This window comes from Erythrobacter sp. RANMB8, assembly GCF_056848235.1.
Genome location: NZ_JBREHG010000010.1, coordinates 70170 through 90893, shown reverse-complemented (window position 1 = coordinate 90893; position 20724 = coordinate 70170). Strand labels below are relative to the sequence as shown.

General features: G+C 64.5%; 17 protein-coding genes and 2 tRNA genes. 12 read left to right on the top strand and 7 right to left on the bottom strand.

Annotation, left to right across the window (positions count from 1 at the left end; all coding sequences use genetic code 11):
• Positions 1–12: 12 nt before the first annotated feature.
• A tRNA-Leu gene (locus ACU0AG_RS12040) sits at positions 13–97 on the bottom strand.
• 133 nt (positions 98–230) lie between these two features.
• Between ACU0AG_RS12040 and ACU0AG_RS12035 the strand changes: the two genes are divergently transcribed.
• From ACU0AG_RS12035 to ACU0AG_RS12025, 3 genes are all read left to right on the top strand, one after another.
• Positions 231–545 carry a DUF3297 family protein gene (locus tag ACU0AG_RS12035; RefSeq protein WP_482782523.1) on the top strand — a complete coding sequence of 105 codons (315 nt, stop codon included), beginning with the start codon at positions 231–233 and terminating at the stop codon, positions 543–545.
• A 64-nt stretch (positions 546–609) separates the two neighbouring features.
• Positions 610–2025, top strand: coding sequence for a ribosome biogenesis GTPase Der (der, locus tag ACU0AG_RS12030; protein ID WP_482782522.1), 1416 nt, complete (start codon positions 610–612; stop codon positions 2023–2025).
• On the top strand, positions 2025–2519 hold the full coding sequence (locus ACU0AG_RS12025; protein WP_482782521.1) for a DUF2721 domain-containing protein: 495 nt from the start codon (positions 2025–2027) through the stop codon (positions 2517–2519). The genes der and ACU0AG_RS12025 overlap by 1 nt, the downstream gene beginning before the upstream one ends.
• A 55-nt stretch (positions 2520–2574) precedes the next feature.
• On the opposite strand, the gene bfr is transcribed toward ACU0AG_RS12025, so the two are convergent.
• From bfr to ACU0AG_RS12005, 4 genes are all read right to left on the bottom strand, one after another.
• Positions 2575–3057 carry a bacterioferritin gene (bfr, locus tag ACU0AG_RS12020; protein WP_482782520.1) on the bottom strand — a complete coding sequence of 161 codons (483 nt, stop codon included), beginning with the start codon at positions 3055–3057 and terminating at the stop codon, positions 2575–2577.
• A gap of 139 nt (positions 3058–3196) precedes the next feature.
• A complete protein-coding gene (locus ACU0AG_RS12015; protein WP_482782519.1) occupies positions 3197–3397 on the bottom strand; it encodes a (2Fe-2S)-binding protein in 201 nt (66 codons plus the stop codon).
• 76 nt (positions 3398–3473) lie between these two features.
• Positions 3474–4772, bottom strand: a complete 1299-nt coding sequence (locus ACU0AG_RS12010) for a DUF418 domain-containing protein (RefSeq protein WP_482782518.1) — start codon at positions 4770–4772, stop codon at positions 3474–3476.
• Between the two features lie 103 nt (positions 4773–4875).
• Positions 4876–5934 (bottom strand): SPOR domain-containing protein, encoded by a 1059-nt coding sequence (locus ACU0AG_RS12005; RefSeq protein ID WP_482782517.1) that lies wholly within the window; start codon positions 5932–5934, stop codon positions 4876–4878.
• A 254-nt stretch (positions 5935–6188) separates the two neighbouring features.
• Between ACU0AG_RS12005 and ACU0AG_RS12000 the strand changes: the two genes are divergently transcribed.
• From ACU0AG_RS12000 to ACU0AG_RS11990, 3 genes are read left to right on the top strand one after another with little or no spacing between them, the layout of a single operon-like run.
• On the top strand, positions 6189–6911 hold the full coding sequence (locus ACU0AG_RS12000) for an AAA family ATPase (RefSeq protein WP_482782516.1): 723 nt from the start codon (positions 6189–6191) through the stop codon (positions 6909–6911).
• A gap of 17 nt (positions 6912–6928) precedes the next feature.
• Positions 6929–7567: a hypothetical protein gene (locus ACU0AG_RS11995; RefSeq protein ID WP_482782515.1), complete on the top strand. Its 639-nt coding sequence runs from the start codon at positions 6929–6931 to the stop codon at positions 7565–7567.
• A 58-nt stretch (positions 7568–7625) separates the two neighbouring features.
• Positions 7626–8999 (top strand): tetratricopeptide repeat protein, encoded by a 1374-nt coding sequence (locus tag ACU0AG_RS11990; protein ID WP_482782514.1) that lies wholly within the window; start codon positions 7626–7628, stop codon positions 8997–8999.
• Between the two features lie 64 nt (positions 9000–9063).
• Here the strand turns inward: ACU0AG_RS11990 and ACU0AG_RS11985 are convergent, their stop codons facing one another.
• Positions 9064–10299 carry a dihydroorotase gene (locus ACU0AG_RS11985; protein WP_482782513.1) on the bottom strand — a complete coding sequence of 412 codons (1236 nt, stop codon included), beginning with the start codon at positions 10297–10299 and terminating at the stop codon, positions 9064–9066.
• Positions 10296–11312 carry an aspartate carbamoyltransferase catalytic subunit gene (locus ACU0AG_RS11980; protein ID WP_482782512.1) on the bottom strand — a complete coding sequence of 339 codons (1017 nt, stop codon included), beginning with the start codon at positions 11310–11312 and terminating at the stop codon, positions 10296–10298. Before ACU0AG_RS11980 ends, ACU0AG_RS11985 begins: the two co-directional genes overlap by 4 nt.
• A gap of 117 nt (positions 11313–11429) precedes the next feature.
• On the opposite strand from ACU0AG_RS11980, the gene sppA reads away from it, so the two are divergent.
• The 6 genes from sppA to ACU0AG_RS11950 all read left to right on the top strand — a co-directional run bounded on the left by sppA (position 11430) and on the right by ACU0AG_RS11950 (position 20713).
• Positions 11430–13322 carry a signal peptide peptidase SppA gene (sppA, locus tag ACU0AG_RS11975; RefSeq protein WP_482782511.1) on the top strand — a complete coding sequence of 631 codons (1893 nt, stop codon included), beginning with the start codon at positions 11430–11432 and terminating at the stop codon, positions 13320–13322.
• A 102-nt stretch (positions 13323–13424) separates the two neighbouring features.
• Positions 13425–13499 (top strand) — tRNA-Val (locus tag ACU0AG_RS11970).
• Positions 13500–13774: 275 nt separating this feature from the next.
• On the top strand, positions 13775–15331 hold the full coding sequence (locus ACU0AG_RS11965) for a type I restriction-modification system subunit M (protein WP_482782510.1): 1557 nt from the start codon (positions 13775–13777) through the stop codon (positions 15329–15331).
• Positions 15328–16575, top strand: coding sequence for a restriction endonuclease subunit S (locus tag ACU0AG_RS11960; RefSeq protein ID WP_482782509.1), 1248 nt, complete (start codon positions 15328–15330; stop codon positions 16573–16575). The genes ACU0AG_RS11965 and ACU0AG_RS11960 overlap by 4 nt, the downstream gene beginning before the upstream one ends.
• Positions 16572–17573, top strand: coding sequence for a DUF4268 domain-containing protein (locus ACU0AG_RS11955; RefSeq protein WP_482782508.1), 1002 nt, complete (start codon positions 16572–16574; stop codon positions 17571–17573). Before ACU0AG_RS11960 ends, ACU0AG_RS11955 begins: the two co-directional genes overlap by 4 nt.
• A complete protein-coding gene (locus ACU0AG_RS11950; RefSeq protein ID WP_482782507.1) occupies positions 17573–20713 on the top strand; it encodes a type I restriction endonuclease subunit R in 3141 nt (1046 codons plus the stop codon). The genes ACU0AG_RS11955 and ACU0AG_RS11950 overlap by 1 nt, the downstream gene beginning before the upstream one ends.
• The last annotated feature ends 11 nt before the right edge of the window (positions 20714–20724 follow it).

The following is a 20724-nucleotide window of genomic DNA, read 5'->3' as shown; positions in this document are numbered from 1 at the left end:
TCGGGACGAACTTGGTGCGGGCGAAGGGACTCGAACCCCCACATCTTGCGATGCCAGAACCTAAATCTGGTGCGTCTACCAATTTCGCCACGCCCGCATGCCCGAACGAAGCAGCGCGGAAAGCCGGATAGCTTCCCGCGCGTATTAGCGAGCGCCCTTATCCCCCCCGAACCAAAAGGGCAAGCGCAACACGCTTGAAGGGCGGGACTTTGCCGATTAAGGGCGCGGCCATGACCGAAGAAACCCCTGAAATCACCCCGACCGCCACGACCAGCGGCGCCGACGTTCCGCCCGATCACCTGTCGGTCAATCCGCGCAGCCCGTTCTTCGACGCGGAAAAGCTCCAGCGCGGCGTGGGCATCCGGTTCAAGGACCGCGTGCGCACCGATATCGAGGAGTATTCGATCTCCGAAGGCTGGGTGCGGGTGCAGGCGGGCAAGAGCGTCGATCGCAAGGGCCAGCCGCTGACGATCAAGCTGACCGGCCCGGTCGAAGCCTGGTATGAAGACCTCGGCGAGAACCCGCCGGTCGCCAAAAAGGGCTGACGTTAAGGGGCCTTTGGCCTCATCGCTTGCCAAAAACACGATTTAAGCCCACTTGGCGCGGGATATGTCCCTCCCCAAGAAGCCCGAAGTCGTCATCATCGGCCGCCCCAATGTCGGCAAGTCCACGCTGTTCAACCGGCTAGTGGGCAAGAAACTCGCCCTCGTTGATGATCAGCCCGGCGTAACCCGCGACCGGCGCATGGGCGACGCGGTGATTGCAGGGCTGCACTTTGCCATCGTCGACACCGCCGGGTGGGAGGACGAGGACGAACTCAGCCTGCCTGGCCGGATGCGCAAGCAGACAGAAGCCAGCCTTGCCGGCGCGGATGCGGCGCTGTTCGTGATCGACGCGCGTGCGGGCCTCACCCCGCTTGACGAGGAAATCGCCCGTTACCTGCGCGAACAGGAAGTGCCGGTGGTGCTGGTCGCCAACAAGGCCGAGGGCGCAGCGGGCGAAAGCGGCGCAATGGAAGCCTATGCGCTCGGCCTCGGCGAGCCGCTCGCCATGTCGGCCGAGCATGGCGAAGGCATCGCTGATCTGTTCGGCGGCTTGTGGCCGATCATCGGCGCCAAGGCCGAGGAGTGGGAAGAGGCCAACGAAATCGCCCGCGCCGAAATCGCAGCGATGGAAGAAGATGATCGCCCCTCCGGCCCGCTCAAGCTCGCTATCGTGGGCCGGCCCAATGCGGGCAAATCCACGCTCATCAACCGTCTGCTGGGCGAAGACCGGTTGCTGACTGGCCCCGAAGCCGGGATCACCCGCGATTCGATCGCGATCGACTGGCAGTGGACCGATCCCAAGACCGGCGAAGTGCGGGATATCCGCCTGATTGACACTGCAGGAATGCGCAAGAAGAAGAACGTCACCGAAAAGCTCGAAAAGCTCTCGGTGGCCGATGCGCGCCGGGCGGTGGATTTTGCCGAGGTCGTGGTGCTGCTGCTCGATGCGACACAGGGCCTCGAACATCAGGACCTCAAGATCGCCAGCCTCGTGCTTGAAGAAGGCCGGGCGCTGATGATCGCGATCAACAAGTGGGACGTGGCCGAAGACGCGAGCAAGCTGTTCAACGGCATCCGCGCCGCTCTGGACGATGGCCTTGCGCAGGTGCGCGGCCTGCCGCTGTTCGCGGTCTCCGCCAAGACCGGCAAGGGGCTGGACCAGATGCTCGCCGGCGCCTTCGAACTGCGCGAGGCATGGTCGAAGCGCGTGCCCACCTCGGCGCTCAACCGCTGGTTCGACGATGCGATGGAAGCCAACCCCCCGCCCGCGCCGGGCGGCAAGCGGATCAAACTGCGCTACATCACGCAGGCCGGCACCCGCCCGCCGCGCTTCGTGATCTTCGGCACGCGGCTCGACCTGCTGCCCAAAAGTTACGAGCGTTATCTGGTGAACGGCATCCGCGCCAAGCTGGGCTTCGATGCGGTGCCCGTGCGCGTCACGCTCAAGGCCAACAAGAACCCCTACGCCAAGGACGGGTGATGCTGCTCGAACTGCTCGCCGCCGCGACCGAAACGGCCAAGACGCCGTTCGCCTTCGAGATTATCGAACGCACCGCCTCCACCCCGCGGGTGCAGCAGGTGGTGCAGTTGAGCCTTGCGCCTGCCTTCCTGCTGTCGGGTATCGGCGCGATCATGAACGTCATCATGAGCCGCATGATCTGGATCGCGCAGCGGGTCGAGAAGATAGAGGACAAGCTGGAAGAGGAACGCTCGCCCAAACAGGTGCGCGAACATGGCTGGCTGATGCGGCGGCGCAAGCTGGCGCAGGGCGCGATCCTGTTTTCGACCGCAGCGGCAGTGATGATCAGCGCGGTAATCATGCTGCTGTTCATTTCAGCCTATATCACCGCGCAGATCGGCACCGTGATCGCCGCGCTGTGGGTGCTGACGATGGTGCTGCTGGTGACGGGTCTCGGGTTTTTCCTGCTGGAAACCCGGCTGGCCGCAATCGGAGCGCAGGCACCGGGGGACTAACGCCCCAGATCGCCGCCCCGTGCCTGACACGGGGCGACGAGAGGATTGTTGAGGCTTATCCCTCGCCCGCTGCCTGGCTTTGCAGCTGGCAATAGTTGTGCAGGCCCATCCGTTCGATCATCTCGAACTGCGTTTCGAGGAAATCGACATGCTCTTCCTCGTTCTTGAGGATGTCTTCGAACAGCGCGGCAGACGTCATATCCTTGACGCTGCGGGCATATTCGGCGGCATCCTTGAGCAACGGAATCGCCTCGTGCTCCAGCGCGAGGTCGGCCTTGAGGATCTCCTCGACCGTCTCGCCCACCTTCAGCTTGTGGATCGCCTGAAAGTTCGGGAGCGCTTCGAGGAAAAGGATGCGTTCGGCCAGCTTGTCGGCGTGCTCCATTTCCTCGATCGATTCGTGGCGTTCATAGGCTGCCAGCTTCTTCATGCCCCAGTTGTCGAGCACGCGGTAATGCAACCAGTACTGGTTGATCGCGGTCAGCTCGTTGGTGAGGCACTGGTTGAGATAGTCGATGACCTTGGGGTCGCCCTTCATGGGATCAGTCCTTTGCGAAATGTCAAAGCCGGTTGGCGGCATTGCGCCCATTCTAGACGCTGCCGGGGCTTGTCTGCAAGGGGTGGGCGATTAAATTTCTTTGTGAATCAGTTACTTGCGATCCGTTCGCAATCGCGGGTCAGGCGGCTTCTACTGCGAATATGTCGCACCTGGCGGCCGCCCGTTCGGCGTCGATAATTTCCTGCGCTTCATCAAGGCACTGGCCGCAATTGGGGCGCTTGCCGAGGCAGGCATAGGTCGCCTCTGCGTCCCCGTCGCAAGTGAGCGCGGCTTTGCGCAAATCATTCTCACGAATGGCATTGCAGATGCAGATGTACATAAGCGCGCGAATCTTTCCTGCGAAGCGTTTGCAGGAGCCAAGATATGCGAACTACTCTCAATAACAAGAGGGAAAGTTACCGCTTCAACGGAAACACCGTCCGGTATGTCAGGCAGCGCCACAACCACTCCAGCGGGCCGTAGCGATAGCGGTCGAGCCAGGGCTTCGACCATGCCAGCATCGCCACCCAGGCGAGCGCCACAACGACATACAGCAGCGGACGGTTCAGTTGCCCGAACAGCCCCAGCGCCCAGCCGTGGAACACAAACATCATCAGCACCGATGTGCCGAGGTAATTGGTGAAGGCCGCACGCCCCGCTGCCCGCACCCGCTCGCCCAGCCAGCCGGTTGCTTGCGGCGCATAGACCACCAGTAGCGCAGCCAGCCCAAGCACCATCCACAGACGTGGCAGCGGGCTCCAACCCATGAAACCGGCAAGCGTGCCGTAAAAGGTGAACCCGCCCTGCTTCACCGCCAGCCCGATCGCCAGATGTGCCGCCGCGCCCGCAATCAGCCCGATCCAGCCCCAGCGCACCATCTTCGTCCGGTTGAACCCGCCCGAAAAGAACCCCATCCGGTACAGCGCGATGCCGATCAGCATCAGCGGGATCGTTTCGAGGAAGAACAGCAGCGCATTGGACAAAGGCTCGGCCCATTGTTCGGTCAGCCGGTGCGAGACGAGCGCGCCGTAATCGCCGGAGGCTGTGGTGGCATTCGGCACAGCGCCATGCTCCAGCGTCTCGTCGATCGCGGCGATCATCGCGGTGCGCTGCTCTGCCAGTTCGGGCGCGGATTGGCCGAAAGGCGTATCGGCAATCGCCCATGTCATGGTGAACATCGCGGCATAGACCAGCACGCCGAACATGTAGCCGCCCAGCCCGACAAACAGCTGCGCCTTCACGCTCCACCTGAGACAGGCGAGCACGATCAGGCCAAACAGGGCGTAGTAGAACAGGATGTCGCCCGGCCAGATGAAGAAGAAGTGCGCCATCCCGAACGCCATCAGGATGATCAGCCGCCATGCCTGAAGCCAGCGCGTGGCGCCCCGCGCCCAGGCCTTCTCCATGAACAGATACATCCCGGCGCCGAACAGCAAGGTGAACAGCCCGCGCATCTTGCCATCGACAGCCACGAATTGTGCAATCCACAGCCACCCGCCGGGATCGCCGGGATCCACCTTGAAGGCTGCCGGATACATGTAAGCCTCGAACGGCTGGCCGAAGGCGACGATATTGGCCGCCAGAATGCCCATCACGGCGAGCCCGCGGATGAAATCGAGCGTCTCGATCCGCTGGCTTTCAGCTACCGGAGCGATGCTGGCAGGCTCCCGCGTGGAGAAGTCCTCCGCGCCCTGTGCACTCAACGTCTCGTTCATGGCCGATCCCCCTGCCGTGTATGGCGGGCAATCTAGCAGAGCGTGCGCCTCGGGAAAGTCCGGAAATCCGGCGCTTGTCGATTATCGCGGATGGTTCGGCGGGTCAGTTCTGTCCGGCCACAATGCAGGCCTGCCCTTCCCGCTTGAGCGCGGCACAGGCGCGCGCGGCTTCGGCTTCGCTGGCGAAACCGCTGGCGAGCAGGCGGGTAACCTTGCCGCTCGGCACCAGTGTCTTGGTGGTTCCGGCGAGTGCGGGATTGCCCGACAGCTGGCTCCACAGCCGGTCAGCATTGCCCGGCACGCCGAATGCGCCAAGCTGCACGCGCCATTTGCCCTGCCTGGGCGCCGGCTTGGGAGCAGCGGCCGGTTGCGGGCGCGGCGGCGTGACCACCGCTGGCGCAGCGACCGCCACCGGGGTTGCGACAGCAGGCTTTGGTGCGGATTGGGGCGCGGGCTGGGGCGCTGGCTTCGGAGCGGGCCGGGTCGCGACCGCAACCGCAGGGGCAGCGGGCATTGTCGGCGCCGTGCCCAGCTCGGCCGCAGCAAGCTCGGCGGCGCGCTGCGACTTGGCCCCGGCCTCGATCTCGCGCGCGACGGACTGCGCCTGACTGCGCTGGGCGGCGGGAATGAACCGGTCCATCTGGGCCAGCGCATCACGGGCCTGCGGCAGGCCCGAACCGTTCGCCAGGGTCATAAGCGCATAGGCGCGCACCCAGTCACGCGGCGCATAGTCGGCATTGAAGTGCGAAAGGCCCAGCACATATTGCGCGCGCGGATCGCCGCGTTCGGCCGCGGCACGGATCATCGGCATGGCGCGCTGCTGCTCGCCTTCCTGAAACAGCATCAGCCCGAAATTGTCCGCGGCCTTCACATGGCCGAGCGCAGCGGCCTGTTCGTAAAGCTTGCGGGCGCGCGCGTTGTCCACTTCGACCCCGCGTCCGAGGCGATAAGCCTGGGCGAGGTTGAACAGCGCATCGGGATCACCCTTGGCTGCGGGTTCCTGCCATTCGGTCACGGCGCGGGCATAGTCGCCTGCCGTCCACGCATCGACCCCGGCCTTGACGTCGGCGAGCGCCGGGCCGGCGATCAGCGCGATTGCCGCTGCACCGATCCCGGCACGCGCTGAAAATCCTGCAATGCTGAAAGCCATCTTCGCTGCCATTCCCTGCGCCTCGTCAAATGCTGCACCATTCGCTGAACCGGGCCATAGCATAAACAAGGTTAGCAAACTCTTGCCATGCACCACCGGGTTGCACTGGCGGCGCCCGGGCAGACTAACCGCTTCGCCCGATTGCATAAGAGCGGCCCGCGTTAACTCTAAATTAGGGGTATCCTGCGATCCCGTGTCCAACCACCCGCTGAAAGGCGTCGCAATAGGGCGGCGTGCAGCGGTTCAATCCTAGGGGGACCCAGGCGTTGCGTGTACTCGCTTTGGCATCGCAGAAAGGTGGATCGGGCAAGACCACCCTGTCCGGACATCTCGCCGTCCAGGCCCAGCGCGCCGGCGCCGGGCCGGTCGTGCTGATCGATATCGACCCGCAAGGTTCGCTTGCCGATTGGTGGAACGAACGCGAGGCGGAATATCCGGCCTTTGCCCAGACCACGGTCGCCCGCCTCGCCAATGACCTCGCAGTGCTGCGCCAGCAGGGCTTCAAGCTGGCCGTGATCGACACGCCGCCCGCCATCACCATGGCGATCCAGTCGGTGATCTCGGTTGCCGAGCTGATCGTGGTGCCGACCCGCCCCTCCCCGCATGATCTGCGCGCCGTGGGTGCGACTGTTGACCTGTGCGAACGCGCCGGAAAGCCGCTGGTGTTCGTCGTCAATGCGGCCACCCCCAAGGCCAAGATCACCTCGGAAGCCGCCGTCGCCCTGTCGCAGCACGGCACCGTCGCCCCGATCACGCTCCACCACCGCACCGATTTCGCCGCTTCGATGATCGACGGCCGCACGGTGATGGAGGTCGATCCCGAAAGCCGCTCGGCTGCCGAGATCGCCGCCCTGTGGCGTTACATCGCGGACCGGCTCGAAAAGAACTTCCGCCGCACCGTGTTTGCTCCGGCCCCGAACGGCGTGGGCCAGCAGATGGGCGGCGTGCCGCGTCCTGCAGGCGGCTTCGGCCGCCGCGTCGCGCAGTAAGCGAGGGAGCAGGGGTTATGTCCGAATCCGGCTTTGCTTCGCTCGGACCGACCTTGCTGGCCCGCAAGGGCGGCGCCAAGCCCGCCATGCGCCCGCAAATCGCCCCGCTTGTCAAGGACGAGGCGGAACTCGCCGCGCTTGCCGATGAACAGCTCGAAGACCTCGGCTGGAACGACATGGGCGACAATGAACCGCTGGGCGGCGCCGATGTGGTGCCGATCAGTTCCGACATTGCGGCAGACAGTTTCGCACCGGGCCCCGGCCCGATCGTGCGCCGCCAGCAGCGCCGTCTGGAAGAGCGTGTGCTCGCCGATGCGGCAATGACCGGCCCGGAAGACTGCGAACCTGAATACGATGCCGAAGACGAAAGCTTCTACGGCGAGGATTACGCCGCAACCCCGGAATATGCCGCGCCGGCAGCACAACCCGAACCGGTCGCCCCGCGCAGCCGCCCGGCTGCTCCGGTCGCCGCCACTGCCACGGGCCGGCGCGCGGCATTCACGCTGCGGCTCGATGCCGACCGTCACCTCAAGCTGCGTCTTGCCGCCACCATGCGCGGACAGAGCGCGCAGACGCTGGTGACCGAGGCGCTCGACCGCTTGCTCGCCGAGTTCGACGAACTCGACGTGATCGCCAACCATCTCAAGCGCCACTGACCGGCGCACCAACACCACCCGACCACCACAACGTGAACCAGCAGGATCAATGGGGGAAATGACTATGGACCGCAGCTTCAGGAACGCACCGCGCCTCGCGCTGGCCGTCTCGACCGCGATCGCAGGGCTTGCGCTGGCCGGTTGCACCACCGCGGCAGCGCCGCGTGCCGACATGTCCTTCGCCAGCGCCCAGACTGCGCTCGCCAAGGGTCAGGTCGACAAGGCAGTGACCCATGCCGAAGCCGCCGTTCTGGCCGAACCGCGCAACCCCGGCTTCCGCGCCCTGCTCGGCGCTGCCTACATGGAGGCAGGCCGCTTCCAGTCGGCGGCGACCAGCTTCGGCGATGCGCTGGATCTCGGCGACGAGAACCCCCGCACCGTGTTGAGCTTCGCGCTGGCCAAGATCGCCATGGGCGAAGGCGCTGCCGCAGTCGCCGTTCTCGATGACTATGCGCAGGCGATCGATCCTGCCGACCTCGGTCTTGCGCTGGCATTGGCCGGTCAGCCGGAACGCGGCGTGCACGTGCTGACCAATGCCGTGCGCGACACCGACGAAGCCTCGCCCAAGCTCCGGCAGAACCTCGCCTATGCCTATGCGCTGGCGGGCAACTGGCGCGGGGCGCGGGTGATGGCGGCGGAAGATGTGCCGGCCGATCAGCTCGATGCCCGCCTGACCCAGTGGGCCGCGATGTCGGCACCCGAACAGTTCCAGCAGCGCGTCGCCGCCCTGCTCGATGTGACGCCGAAGGCCGACGGTGGCCAGCCGCAACGCCTCGCGCTGGCCAATTTCCCCGCGCAGGACGTGATGTTTGCCGAAGCCGCCGCACAGGCACCTGCGGACATGGTGGCGCAGGCCGATGCCGCCGCCCCGGTCCCGGTGATGGAACCCTACTCGCCGCCGGCTGCCGCGCCCACCTTTGCGCAGGCCTTCCCCTCCGCTGCCTCGGCCCCTGCCCCGGCGATCCAGTCGGTCGATCCGTCGGCAGGCGGCGTGCGTTATGTGTCGAACCCGGTGGTCCAGCAGCTGCCGACCCGTGCCGAGCGCTCCGCGCCGCGCATGGCCGCAGCCGCCCCGCAGCGCCGCATGGCACCTGCCGCAGCAGCGCCCGCGCCGGTCGCCAGCGACAGGAACGCAGGCTCGCACCTGGTGCAGCTCGGCTCATACAGCAGCAAGATCGAGGCCGAGCGTGGCTGGACGACCCTCAAGGGCAAGTTCCCGCAGCTCAAGGATCACAATGTCGTGATCACCGAAGCGGTGGTGAACGGGCGCACTTTCTGGCGCGTGGCCGCTGATGGCTTTGGCCCGCAAAGCGCCAAGAGCATGTGCGGCACGGTCAAGTCGGCCGGTCGCGGCTGCTTTGCCTATGCCGCCTCCAGCCCTCCGGCAGGCGCGGTGAAGCGCGACGTGCAGATGGCTGCGCGCACGCGGTAATCGCCCCCCGAACAATTTTTCAGCGAGACTGCTCCCGGACAGGCCCAGCCTTCCGGGAGTTTTCTTATGCCCCCAGCCTGACGCCGCCCTTCCACAGGCCCAGCACCCGGCCCTGCGCACCCTGCCGGTCGAACGGGGTGTTGTCGGCGGTGGCTTCCATCTTGCGGCGGTCGATGATCCACGGCGCATCGGGATCGATCAGCGCCAGATCAGCCTCCAGCCCCGGCGCCAGTTGCCCCGCCGCTACGCCCAGCAGACGGGCAGGATTGCGGGCGGTCAGATCAAAGGCGCGGGCCATGTCGATCACCCCATCGCGCACCAGTGTCAGCACCATGGCCAGCAGGGTTTCCGCCCCGGCCATGCCGGGTAGCGCATCGGCAAACGGCAGGCGCTTGTCTTCGGGTCCGCGGGGATCGTGACCGCTGGCGATAACATCGACCACCCCTTCACCGATCGCAGCGATGGCTGCCTGCCGGTCAGCCTCGGCCCTGAGAGGCGGCGAAAGGCGGGTGAAGGTGCGGAAGTCGGCCGTCGCCAGATCGGACAGCATGAAATGCGCAGGCGTGATCCCGCACGTCACCGGCAGCCCGCGTGCCTTGGCTTCGCGCACCAGATCAAAGCCGCGAGCGGTCGTGACCTGCCGGATATGCAGCCGCGCGCCCGCCAGTTCGGCAAGCGCGATGTCGCGGGCGATGGCCAGCGCCTCGGCCTCGGCAGGGGCGGCCGGCAGGCCCAGCCGGGTCGCGATCTCGCCGGCGGTCGCAGCTGCCTCACCCGTCAACCCGCCATCTTCGGCGTGGGAGACCACGACCAGATCGAGCATCGCGGCATATTGCAGCAGCCGCAGCATCACGCCCGAATCGGCGATCCAGCGCCGCCCGGTCGCGATCCCGCGTGCGCCGGCATCCTTCATCAACCCGATTTCGGCAAGCTCGCGCCCTTCCAGCCCGCGGGTCGCCGCTGCTAGCGGATGAACCCACAGATCGGGCTTGCCGCTTTTGGCGATAAAGCCGACGCGGCTCGGCAGATCGAGCGGTGGCGACTGGTCGGGCATCAGCGCCGCACGGGTGATCCCGCCGAAATGAAAGGCGGGCTTGTCGACCGCAAAAACGCCCAGATCGACGAGACCCGGCGCCACAAGCTTGCCACGCGCATCGACAAGCGAGTCATAATCCTCGGGGACGACATCCGCGCCAAGGCTGGCAATCGCCCCGTCAACACAGCGCACCGCGCCATGAATGATGCCGGCAGGGGTAACCAGTTGTGCATTGGCGATCGTGAGAGGTCTGGCTTGCTTCATGCCCAGCCCTCCACCCCACGCGCGCCGCGGGTCAGGATGTCGAGGCAGGCCATGCGGATCGCAACGCCCATTTCGACCTGACGGGTAATCAGCGAACGGCCTGCGATGTCGGCGACCTCGCTGTCGATCTCGACCCCGCGGTTCATCGGGCCGGGGTGCATGACCAGCGCGTCGGGCGCGGCAAGTGCCAACCGCTTTGCCGTCAGCCCGTAAAGGTGGCGGTATTCCCGCGCCGAGGGGACGAACTGCCCGCTCATCCGCTCGGATTGCAGGCGCAGCATCATCACCACTTCAGCCCCTTCCAGTGCCGCATCGAAGTGGTGGAACACCTCCACCCCCATCGCCGCGATCCCTGCAGGCATCAGCGCAGGCGGAGCGCAGACGCGCACCTTGGCGCCCAGCGCTGTGAGGCACAGGATGTTCGATCGTGCCACCCGGCTGTGCAGGATATCGCCGCAGATCACCACGGTGAGACCGGTAAAGTCCTCCGCCCCCTCGCCCCGCCCGGCCAGCGCATGGCGCAGGGTCAGCGCATCGAGCAGCGCCTGTGTCGGATGTTCGTGCTGCCCGTCGCCTGCATTGAGCACCGGGCAATCGACCTTGTCGGCAATCAGCCCGGTCGCCCCCGACGATCCATGCCGGATCACGATCGCATCGGCGCGCATGGCATTCAGCGTGATCGCGGTGTCGATCAGCGTCTCGCCCTTTTTCACGCTGGAGGTGGCAGCATGCATGTTGACCACATCCGCCCCCAGCCGCTTGCCCGCGATTTCGAAGGACAGCAGCGTGCGCGTGGAGTTTTCGAAAAAGGCATTGATGATGGTCAGGCCCGCCAGCAGATCGGAATGCTTGGTGCGCTGGCGATTGAGTTCGACCCATTGTTCGGCCTGATCGAGCACGTAGAGAATCTCGTGCCGCTGCAAGTGGCCGATACCGGTCAGATCGCGATGGGGAAAAGCCAGCCGCCCGGCCGGAAAGCGGCCCTGAGGCGCGGGGGAAATGGTCGCAGTCATTAAAGCCATGCCCTTAGTCGAGCAGCATCCGCCGCTCAACCCATGGCGTAAGCTTTCCGATAGAAGTTGCGGTGCAAACACCCTAGATCGGATGCGACGCGCAAAAGGGGCAGTGAAATGAGTTTCGTGAGCAAGGTTTGGAAGGTCCTCGTCGGGATCAAGGACGGGCTCGTCCTGTTGTTCATGCTGCTGTTCTTCGTGGCCCTGTTCGGCATCCTTTCGGCCCGTCCCAGCCCCGGCCAGGTCCGCGATGGCGCGCTCTTGATCGCGCTTGAAGGGGTCGTGGTGGAGGAAAAATCCGCTGTCGATCCGCTTGCCGCGCTGATTTCAGGCACAGCCCCGATCCAGGAATACCGCGCCCGCGACATCATCAACGCCCTCGATGAAGCTGCCACCGATGACCGGATCAAGGCCGTGGTGCTCGACCTTTCGACCTTCCTCGGCGGAGGTCAGGTGCATCTCACTGAAATCGGCGAGGCGATGGACCGGGTGCGCAAGGCCAAGAAGCCGGTGCTCACCTATGCGCTCGGCTATGCCGACGATCACCTGCTGCTGGCGGCTCATGCCAACGAAGTCTGGCTCGACCCGCAGGGGCTGGCCGTGATCTCGGGGCCGGGCGGCAGCAATCTCTATTATGCCGGACTGATCGAGAAGCTTGGCGTCAACGCCCGGATCTTCCGTGCGGGCGAATTCAAGTCGGCGGTCGAACCCTATTCGCGCTCGGGCATGTCGGATGAAGCGCGCGAAAACGTCGGCGGGGTCTACAGCGCGCTGTGGGAGGAATGGCAGGCCAATGTCGCCAAGGCCCGTCCCAAGCTGGCACTGGCCCGTGTCACCGGCGATCCTGTCGCCTGGATCAGCGGTGCGGGCGGCGATCTGGCCAAGGCCGCGCTTTCGGCCGGACTGGTCGACAAGCTTGGCGACAAGGCGCAGTTTGGCGCGCGCGTGGCCGAAATCGCGGGCGATGATCCGTGGAGCAAAAAGCCCGGCGCCTTTGCCGCGAGCACAATGGACGCCTTCCTTGCCGACGTGGGCAACAGCCGCAAGGGCAAGGCCATCGGCGTGATCACGATCGCAGGCGAAATCGTCGATGGCGAGGCTGGTCCGGGCGTTGCCGGCGGCACGCGTATTGCCGATGCGCTGGATGAGGCGCTCGACGATGATCTGGCCGGATTGGTGGTGCGGGTCGATTCGCCAGGTGGTTCGGTGACGGCATCGGAAGAAATCCGCCGCGCCATCCAGCGCTACCGCGACCGCAAGATCCCGGTCGCTGTTTCGTTCGCCAACGTAGCGGCGAGCGGCGGCTATTGGGTGTCGATGGCGGGCGAGCGGATTTTCGCGCAGCCGGAAACGATCACCGGATCGATCGGCGTCTTCGCGGTCGTGCCCACTTTCGAGAAAAGCGCTGCGAGAATCGGCGTGACCTCCGACGGTTTCCGCACGACACCGCTTTCGGGCCAGCCCGATTTCCTCGCCGGGTTCTCGCCGGAAATGGAGGCGATCCTGCAGGCCTCGATCAGCGGCACCTACAGCGATTTTCTCGCGCTGGTGTCCAAGGCACGCAAGCAGCCGGTCGAGAAAGTCGACGGCATTGCCGGTGGGCGCGTGTGGGATGGCGGCACGGCGCGCCAGCTGGGTCTGGTCGATGAGTTCGGGGGGCTGGAAGAAGCGCTGGCATGGGCGGCAGCCAAGGCCGGCGCCAAGGACGGTGAGTGGCACGCGGTCTATCTCGGTCAGGAAACGGAAAACTACGATTCGCTGATCCGCCAGCTGGTCACCAGCCGCGCGCCCCATGCGGCTGCGACCCAAGGTGGCGACATCTTTGCGATCGCAGCGCGTAACAATGACAATGTGCTGGCGCGGGTGCGCCGCGATGCCGAGCGCCTGCTGGGCACCCGCGGGATGCAGGCTTTTTGCCTCGAATGCCCTGCTACGTCACGAGCGGCGCAGCCGCGAAAAGTCGGCGCCGACGGCATTGACGGATGGCTCGCCTGGCTGACCGCGTCCTGACCGCCGCACAAATTGCACGCACAAGACACGGCTGGCACTTGCCAAGCACGCCAGCCCGCTTTAATGGCGCGCCCCTGTCCGGGCCAAACGGTCTTGTCGGACGGGCGCGTAGCTCAGCGGTAGAGCACACCCTTCACACGGGTGGGGTCACAGGTTCAATCCCTGTCGCGCCCACCATCTTTTCAATGACTTAGAAAAGATGGTGCCGGTTCTTATGAAAAAAGTATGAAAAAGGGGGCGTGAGCGCTTGGGGGTTCCTGAGGCGCTACGACCGCTCCATTGAGCCAACATCGGCCTTCGACTGACTACCCACGTTCGTGACAGCAGTACGCCCTAGCATGTGCCTGCCCGACCTGCCTGAAGAAATGCTTTGTGCATTACCTGTCGCGTTCAAGGACGGTTGGCGCTATCCATTGGCGACGTGCTAAATCCAGCCAATCAGGGGGTTATTCTTGGCCGTCGATCTACAGCAGCTTTCCACGCGCCTGTTCCAGACTGCCAACCAGCTCTGGACCAATACCGCGTTGCGGCCCGATCAGTATGCCCAGCCGGTGCTGGCCCTGATCGCGCTGCGCCAGATGGAGGCGCGGTTCGATCTCGTGCACGAGGAGTTGTCCAAGACCTTCACGGGCCGCCTCAAGCCCACCCCTGGCGACTACCAGGGCAAGGGCGCGATCTATCTGCCCACCACCGCGCGCTTCTCGTTCCTCCTGAGCCTGCCCGAGCATGAGAACCTCGCCGAGGCGCTCAACACCGCGATGAAGGGCATTGCCGAGCACAACCCCGATCTCGCGGGAGTGCTACCGCAAGGCTATGGATCGCTGCCCGACAGCGTACTGCGCGAGCTGCTGCGCCTTCTCGCCCCGCTCGACATCCAGGGCGACGCCTATGGGCTGATCTTCGAATACTTCATGGGCGAGTTCGCCGCCAACTACATGCAGAAGGGGGGCGAGTACTTCACCCCCGCCTCGATCGTGAAGCTGATCGTCGAGGTGATCCAGCCCTACCACGGGCGCATCCTCGATCCGGCCTGCGGGTCGGGCGGCATGTTCGTCCACTCGGCGGACTTCGTGAAGCGCCACGGGGCAAACCCCAGCCGCGAAATCTCGATCCACGGCATCGAGAAGATGGAGGACACGCAGAAGCTCTGCCGCCTCAACCTCGCGGTGCATGGCGTGTCGGGCGACATCCGCGTGGCCAACGCCTACTATGAAGACCCGCACAAGCTGGTCGGCCAGTTCGACTTCGTCATGGCCAACCCGCCCTTCAACCAGTCCGAGGTCGATCGCTCGCGGCTGGTGAATGAGGCGGGCGTGGTCAGCCCGCGCTTCCCGCTCGGCATCCCGAGCACCAACAACGCCAACTACCTGTGGATCGGCATGTTCGCAGCCGCGCTCAACGAGACCGGACGGGCAGGCTTCGTGATGGCGAACTCTGCATCGGACGCGAGCGGGTCGGAGCGCGAGATGCGCCGCAAGCTGGTCGAGAGCGGGATGGTCGATGTGATCATCACCACCTCGCCCAACATGTTTCTCACCGTGACCCTGCCGGTGACACTGTGGTTCCTCGACAAGGGCAAGACCAAGACCAGCCGCGCCGACGAGGTGCTGTTTATCGATGCCCGCCACATCTTCCGCCAAGTGACGCGCGCGTTCCGCGACTACACGCCCGAGCAGATCGAGTTCCTTGGCAACATCGTGCGGCTGTGGCGCGGCGAGGAAGAAGAGGTCGAGCAGGGCAGCGCCGCTATGATGACCGAAACCTTCGGCGATGACGGCTACAAGGACATCCCTGGGCTCTGCAAGGTCACCAGCCGGGCGGAGATCGCAGCGCAGGACTGGAGCCTCAACCCTGGGCGCTATGTGGGCGTGGCGGCTGGCGAGCAGGTCGATGATGCCGACTTCAGGGAGCGGCTGGAGGCGCTGCAGGAGGAGCTGGAGGGTCTGAACGCCGAGGCTGCGCGACTGCAGGCACTCATCGCCCAAAATGTGGCTGAGGTGCTGGCGTGAGTGATGTGCGCTGGGTCAGACTTGAGGACCTAACGGAGCCAGACCGGTCGATCACCTACGGCGTCGTGAAGCCTGGTCCCGAGCCGCTGACTGGCGGGGTCACGCTCATTCGCGGTGGCGACATTTCTGGTGGCCGCATTTCCAGCGAACTGCGGAAGATAACCGACGAAGTGTCTAGACCGTACCGCCGCACCCTACTTCGAGGCGGTGAGTTGGTGATGTCCCTAGTCGGAAATCCCGGGGCGGTAGCGATTGTCCCAGACCACCTTGCAGGTGCGAACCTGGCCCGACAGGCGGCGCTCATCGCACTCCGCCAAGACGTCGACGCTCGCTACGTGATGTACTGGTTCATGTCGTCCGAAGGACAGCGTAGGCTAGCCAGCGTGATCAAGGGTTCAGTCCAGCAGGTAATCAACCTGGCCGACCTCAAACGGCAAGAGGTCTATCTCCCGCCCCTCGAAACCCAACGGCGCATCGCCGCAATCCTCGGGGCTTATGATGACCTGATCGAGGTCAACCGGCGGCGGGTGGCGGTGTTGGAGGAGATGGCGCAGGGGCTATTCGACGAGTTACTGCGCAGTCCTATCGAAGGCCCCACAATCGGCGAACTATACGAGGCCTCACTTGGCGGCGATTGGGGTACCGAAGAAGCTGACGACGAGCACAGTGTAAAGGTCCGAGTGGTAAGGGGCACGGACATCCCGCGTCTTCAGACCGGCGATTACTCGTCCTGTCCTGAGAGGTTCATCAGCTCGAAAAGCGCTGCAAAACGGGTCCTACAAAGGCACGACTTGGTGCTCGAAAACTCGATAAACGCAAAAACCCGACCTGCTGGTACGACCCTTCTTGTGACTGCGGGTTTGCTGGAGGAACTGGGTGGAGACGCGATAGCTGCTAGTTTTTGTAGGGTCTTCAAATTTAAGTCACCACGCACGGCGCTACTGGTCCATCACTACTGCCGCCACATGCATCGAACCCGTGAAATCGAAAGATTTCAGACCGTGGCCGCGAATGGGATTGCCAACTTCCAGACGCAGGTCTTCTTGAAGGAATGTCGATTGCCCATTGATGTGGAGCATAACGAAGAAGCGTTTTCCCTGCTCGAAAGCCTCAACGAGGGTGGTTCGCTCATCGGACGACAGACGTCTCGCCTCGCCGCCTCCCGGGACCTATTGCTCCCCCGCCTTATCTCCGGCCAGCTCTCCGTCGAGGCTGCCGAGCGCGAACTGGAGAACGCCGCATGATCCCCAAGCTCGGCAAAGTGCAACGGGTCAACGTGAGGACCGCCTGGCCCAACGAGGCCAGCCACTTCACCCCCTGGCTGGCATCCGAAGAGGGCATGGACCTTCTCCAGGATGCACTCGGAATGGAACTGGAAGTCGAGGCGACCGAGAAGTTCGTCGGGCCCTTCAAAGCCGACATCCTCGCCAAGCGCACGGACATCGCCGACGACCATTGGGTGCTGATCGAGAACCAGCTTGAGCGCACCGATCACAGGCACCTGGGACAGCTCCTGACTTATGCAGCAGGACTGAAGGCAGTGACCATCGTCTGGATCGCCGAGACCTTCGCCGAAGAGCACCGTGCCGCGCTGGACTGGCTCAACGAGGTGACCAGCGAGGACCTGGAGTTCTTCGGGCTGGAGATTGAGCTGTGGCAGATTGATGGCTCTGCACCGGCCCCGATGTTCAACATCATCGCCGAACCCAATGACTGGAGCCGCGAGGTCAAGCAGAAGGCAGAGAACGAGGTCTCCGACCTGAAGCAGCAACAGCGCCGGTTCTGGCAGGGTGTGAGAGCGCGTCTGCTTGAGACGAAGAGCAAGGTGCGCCCCCAAAAGGCCCACCCGCAACACTGGGCTGACTATGCGCTGGGCCGTGCGCACACATGGCTGTCGGCCACGATAAACTCGTCGAAGAAGTATGTATCGGTCGAGTTCGCTTTCCGAGGCCCTCCTGGCAAGGTCTGGTACCAAGAGCTTGAGGCTAACAAGGCCGTAATCGATGCGCAGCTACATGGCCTTTCCTGGCAACGACTGGATGGCAAGAAGCAAAGCCGGATCGCGCTGTATCGCCAAAACTCTGACCCGACCAATGAGGACGATTGGCCCGCCCAGCAGGAATGGGTGGTGAAGACGCTTGAGCAGTTCCACCATGTTTTCCGGCCCTACGCGTTGGCATTTACGGACGGCGATGGCGGCTTCGAAGCACCCGAAGAGCTTGAGGGGCCGGACGTCGACTGATGGCTCCCTCGCTCACCAGCATTGTCGCCAGTGAGGACAAGACGGTCGAAGCCCCAGCGCTCGACCTGCTGGCGAGCCTCGGCTGGGAGCGGGCGAACCTGCTGCATGAGGAGCCGGGGCTGGCCAACCCGACGGGGCGCACCAGTCTGCGGCAGGCCTACCTTCCGGCGTACCTCAGGGCAGCGCTGGCGCGGCTCAACCCTGCCCTCCCTGCGGACGCCCTGAAGCGCGCCGAGGAGGAACTGTTTCGCGATCGCTCCGCGCTCGATCCCATCGCCGCCAACCGCGAGGTGCTGCGCCATATCGTCGACGGGGTTCGGGTCGAAATCCGCCGCCCCGATGGCAAGTTCGAAGATGTGACCGTGCGGGTGATTGACTGGAAAGACCCGCGCGCCAACCACTTCCTCGCCGCCAATCAGGTGTGGATCGAAGGCCCGCGCGCAAAGCGTCGCCCCGACACCGTCGGCTTCGTCAACGGCATCCCGCTGCTGTTCGCCGAGTGGAAGGCCCCGACCAAGCCGGTGCATCATGCCTACGAGGACAACCTGCGCGACTACAAGGACGAGATCGGCCACCTCTTCCACCCCAACGGCTTCGTGATCCTGTCGAACGGCATCGACAACCTGATCGGCGCGAGCCACTCGGCTTACCGATATTTCGCCCCGTGGCGACGGCTGGACGAGGAGGCGGAGGACGATCCGACGCTGGAAACCCTGCTGGCCGCCACCTGCGAACCCAGCCGCTTCCTCGATCTGATCGAGAACTTCGTGCTGTTCGACGAGAGCCGCGAGGGCCTCATCAAGATCATCGGGAAGTACCACCAGGTGCTGGGCGTGAACCGCGCGATCGAAGCGGTGCAGCGGGTTGCTTCCAACGATGGGCGGCTGGGCGTGTTTTGGCACACCCAAGGGTCGGGCAAGAGCCTCTCGATGGTGATGTTCGCCGAGAAGGTGCTGCGCCGGATCGGGGGGAACTACACCTTCGTGATCGTCACCGACCGGACCGAGCTGGACGATCAGATCGCAGGCCAGTTCGCCTCGGCTGGCGCGCTGACCAAGGACATCCGCCAAGCCCAGGCCGGCAGCCGTGCGCACCTGCGGGAGCTGCTCGCGGGCAACGAGCGGTACGTCTTCACGTTGATCCAGAAGTTCTCGACCGAGGATCGCGAGCCGATGCCGGTCCTGTCCGACCGCTCGGACATCATCGTGATGACCGACGAGGCGCACCGCAGCCAGTACGACCAGCTCGCTGCGAACATGCGGGCGGCGCTGCCCAACGCGGCCTTCATCGGCTTCACCGGCACCCCGCTGATCAAGGGCGAGGATAGCCGCACCCGCGAGGTCTTCGGCGACTACGTCTCGATCTACGACTTCTCGCAGTCCGTACGGGACGGGGCCACGGTTCCGCTGTTCTACGAGGCTCGCAAGCCCGAGCTGCAGATGGACCGCGATGCGCTACAGGCCGAGCTGGATGCGCTGCTCGACGGGGTCGAACTGGACGAGGAACAGGAGCGGAAGCTCAACCGGGACGTCGGGCAATACAACCTGATCACCAACCCCGACCGGCTCGACAAAATCGCCGAGGATGTGGCGCGGCACTTCAGCGCACGCGGCTATCGCGGCAAGGCGATGTTTGTGGCGATCGACAAAGGCACGGCGGTGGCGATGTACGACCGCGTGAAGGCAGCGGTGGAGCGGTTGATCGCCGAGGACGAGGCGCGCCTCAAGACTGCGCACGAGGCCGAAGGGGCGGCTATCGCTGAGCGGCTCATGTGGCTGCGCGAACTCGATATGGCGGTGGTCGTGAGCCAGGGTCAGAACGAGGTAGACGATCTGCGGAAGCGTGGCCTCGACATCGTCCCGCACCGTGAGCGGATGCAAAAGGAAGACCTGGAGCGGAAGTTCAAGGACGCCAACGACCCGCTCCGGCTAGTCTTCGTCTGCGCGATGTGGATCACCGGCTTCGACGTTCCCAGCATCGGCACGGTCTATCTCGACAAGCCGATGAAAAACCACACCCTGATGCAGACCATCGCCCGCGCCAACCGGCGCGCCGACGGCAAGACGTCCGGTGTGATCGTCGACTACGTCGGCGTGTTCAATAACCTCCAGAAGGCTCTCGCGGTCTACGCCAGTGGGGCAAAGGTCGGCGAAACTCCGATCAAGGACAAGGCGGCTCTGGTCGCTGCCCTAGAGACAGCCCTTCAGGAAGCGGAGGGTTTTGCAGCGGGGCTGGCAATCGATCTTCCGGCGATCCTCGCAGCGCCGCAAGGGTTGGAACGCGCCGGACAGATCAGGAAAGCCGTCGAGGTGCTGGTGGCCCCCGACGAGCGCCGCCGGGATTTCCTGCGGCTCACCAGCAATGTCACAAAGGCATACAAGGCAATCCTGCCCGATGAACGAGCGGCCCCGTACCTCCGGCGCGTTGCGGTACTGCATGTTGTCGCCCAAGCGGTGAAGGCGAAGCTCGGCCCAAGAGACATCGAAAAGCTCTCCGCCCGTATCGCTGAGCTGCTCGACGAAAAGATCGAGGGCGTCGCGATCCTGGCCCCCATCGTTGAAGGCGACGGCAAGGAAGGTCGGGTCGACCTCTCCGAAATCGACTTCGAGAAGCTCGGGGAACTCTTCGCCGAAAGTCCCAAGGTAACGGCAGAGCGCCTGCGCGAAGAAGCCGAGGGCCGCGCGAAAGCTATGGCCGCGCGCAACCCAACCCGGAAGCCGCTGGTCGAGAAGTTGGAACAGCTTGTGGCCGCCTACAACGCTGCGATTATGGGCACTGAAGAGTACTTCGAGGCGCTCCAGGCACTGATCCGCTCGCTCGATGAAGAGGAGGCCCGGTTCGCCCGCGAGGGCCTGGACAACGAAGAGCAGCTCGCGATCTTCGACCTACTCACCAAGCCAGAGCCCAAGCTCACCAAGGCGCAGGAGATCGAGGTGAAGGCAGTGGCGCGGAGGTTGCTTGAGCGGCTCCACGAACTGATCGACGCCGTGGACTGGCAGCGCGGTCAGGAGACTCGCGGCGCAGTCTGGACCGAACTGCGCGTGCAGCTCAACGCCTTGCCTGAGGAGCCCTACCCAGAGCCGGTGTGGAACGCGAAGGTGGGGGAAGTGTGGGACTTTGTCTTGAACCGATACGCTTAATCAAATTGCAG

Excerpts from the sequence above, each read along its gene's own strand:
- ACU0AG_RS12035 (WP_482782523.1), top strand. The coding sequence starts at position 231 with ATGACCGAAGAAACCCCTGAAATCACCCCGACCGCCACGACCAGCGGC.
- der (WP_482782522.1), top strand. The coding sequence starts at position 610 with ATGTCCCTCCCCAAGAAGCCCGAAGTCGTCATCATCGGCCGCCCCAAT.
- ACU0AG_RS12025 (WP_482782521.1), top strand. The coding sequence starts at position 2,025 with ATGCTGCTCGAACTGCTCGCCGCCGCGACCGAAACGGCCAAGACGCCG.
- bfr (WP_482782520.1), bottom strand. The coding sequence starts at position 3,057 with ATGAAGGGCGACCCCAAGGTCATCGACTATCTCAACCAGTGCCTCACC.
- ACU0AG_RS12015 (WP_482782519.1), bottom strand. The coding sequence starts at position 3,397 with ATGTACATCTGCATCTGCAATGCCATTCGTGAGAATGATTTGCGCAAA.
- ACU0AG_RS12010 (WP_482782518.1), bottom strand. The coding sequence starts at position 4,772 with ATGAACGAGACGTTGAGTGCACAGGGCGCGGAGGACTTCTCCACGCGG.
- ACU0AG_RS12005 (WP_482782517.1), bottom strand. The coding sequence starts at position 5,934 with ATGGCAGCGAAGATGGCTTTCAGCATTGCAGGATTTTCAGCGCGTGCC.
- ACU0AG_RS11995 (WP_482782515.1), top strand. The coding sequence starts at position 6,929 with ATGTCCGAATCCGGCTTTGCTTCGCTCGGACCGACCTTGCTGGCCCGC.
- ACU0AG_RS11990 (WP_482782514.1), top strand. The coding sequence starts at position 7,626 with ATGACTATGGACCGCAGCTTCAGGAACGCACCGCGCCTCGCGCTGGCC.
- ACU0AG_RS11985 (WP_482782513.1), bottom strand. The coding sequence starts at position 10,299 with ATGAAGCAAGCCAGACCTCTCACGATCGCCAATGCACAACTGGTTACC.
- ACU0AG_RS11980 (WP_482782512.1), bottom strand. The coding sequence starts at position 11,312 with ATGACTGCGACCATTTCCCCCGCGCCTCAGGGCCGCTTTCCGGCCGGG.
- sppA (WP_482782511.1), top strand. The coding sequence starts at position 11,430 with ATGAGTTTCGTGAGCAAGGTTTGGAAGGTCCTCGTCGGGATCAAGGAC.
- ACU0AG_RS11955 (WP_482782508.1), top strand. The coding sequence starts at position 16,572 with ATGATCCCCAAGCTCGGCAAAGTGCAACGGGTCAACGTGAGGACCGCC.
- ACU0AG_RS11950 (WP_482782507.1), top strand. The coding sequence starts at position 17,573 with ATGGCTCCCTCGCTCACCAGCATTGTCGCCAGTGAGGACAAGACGGTC.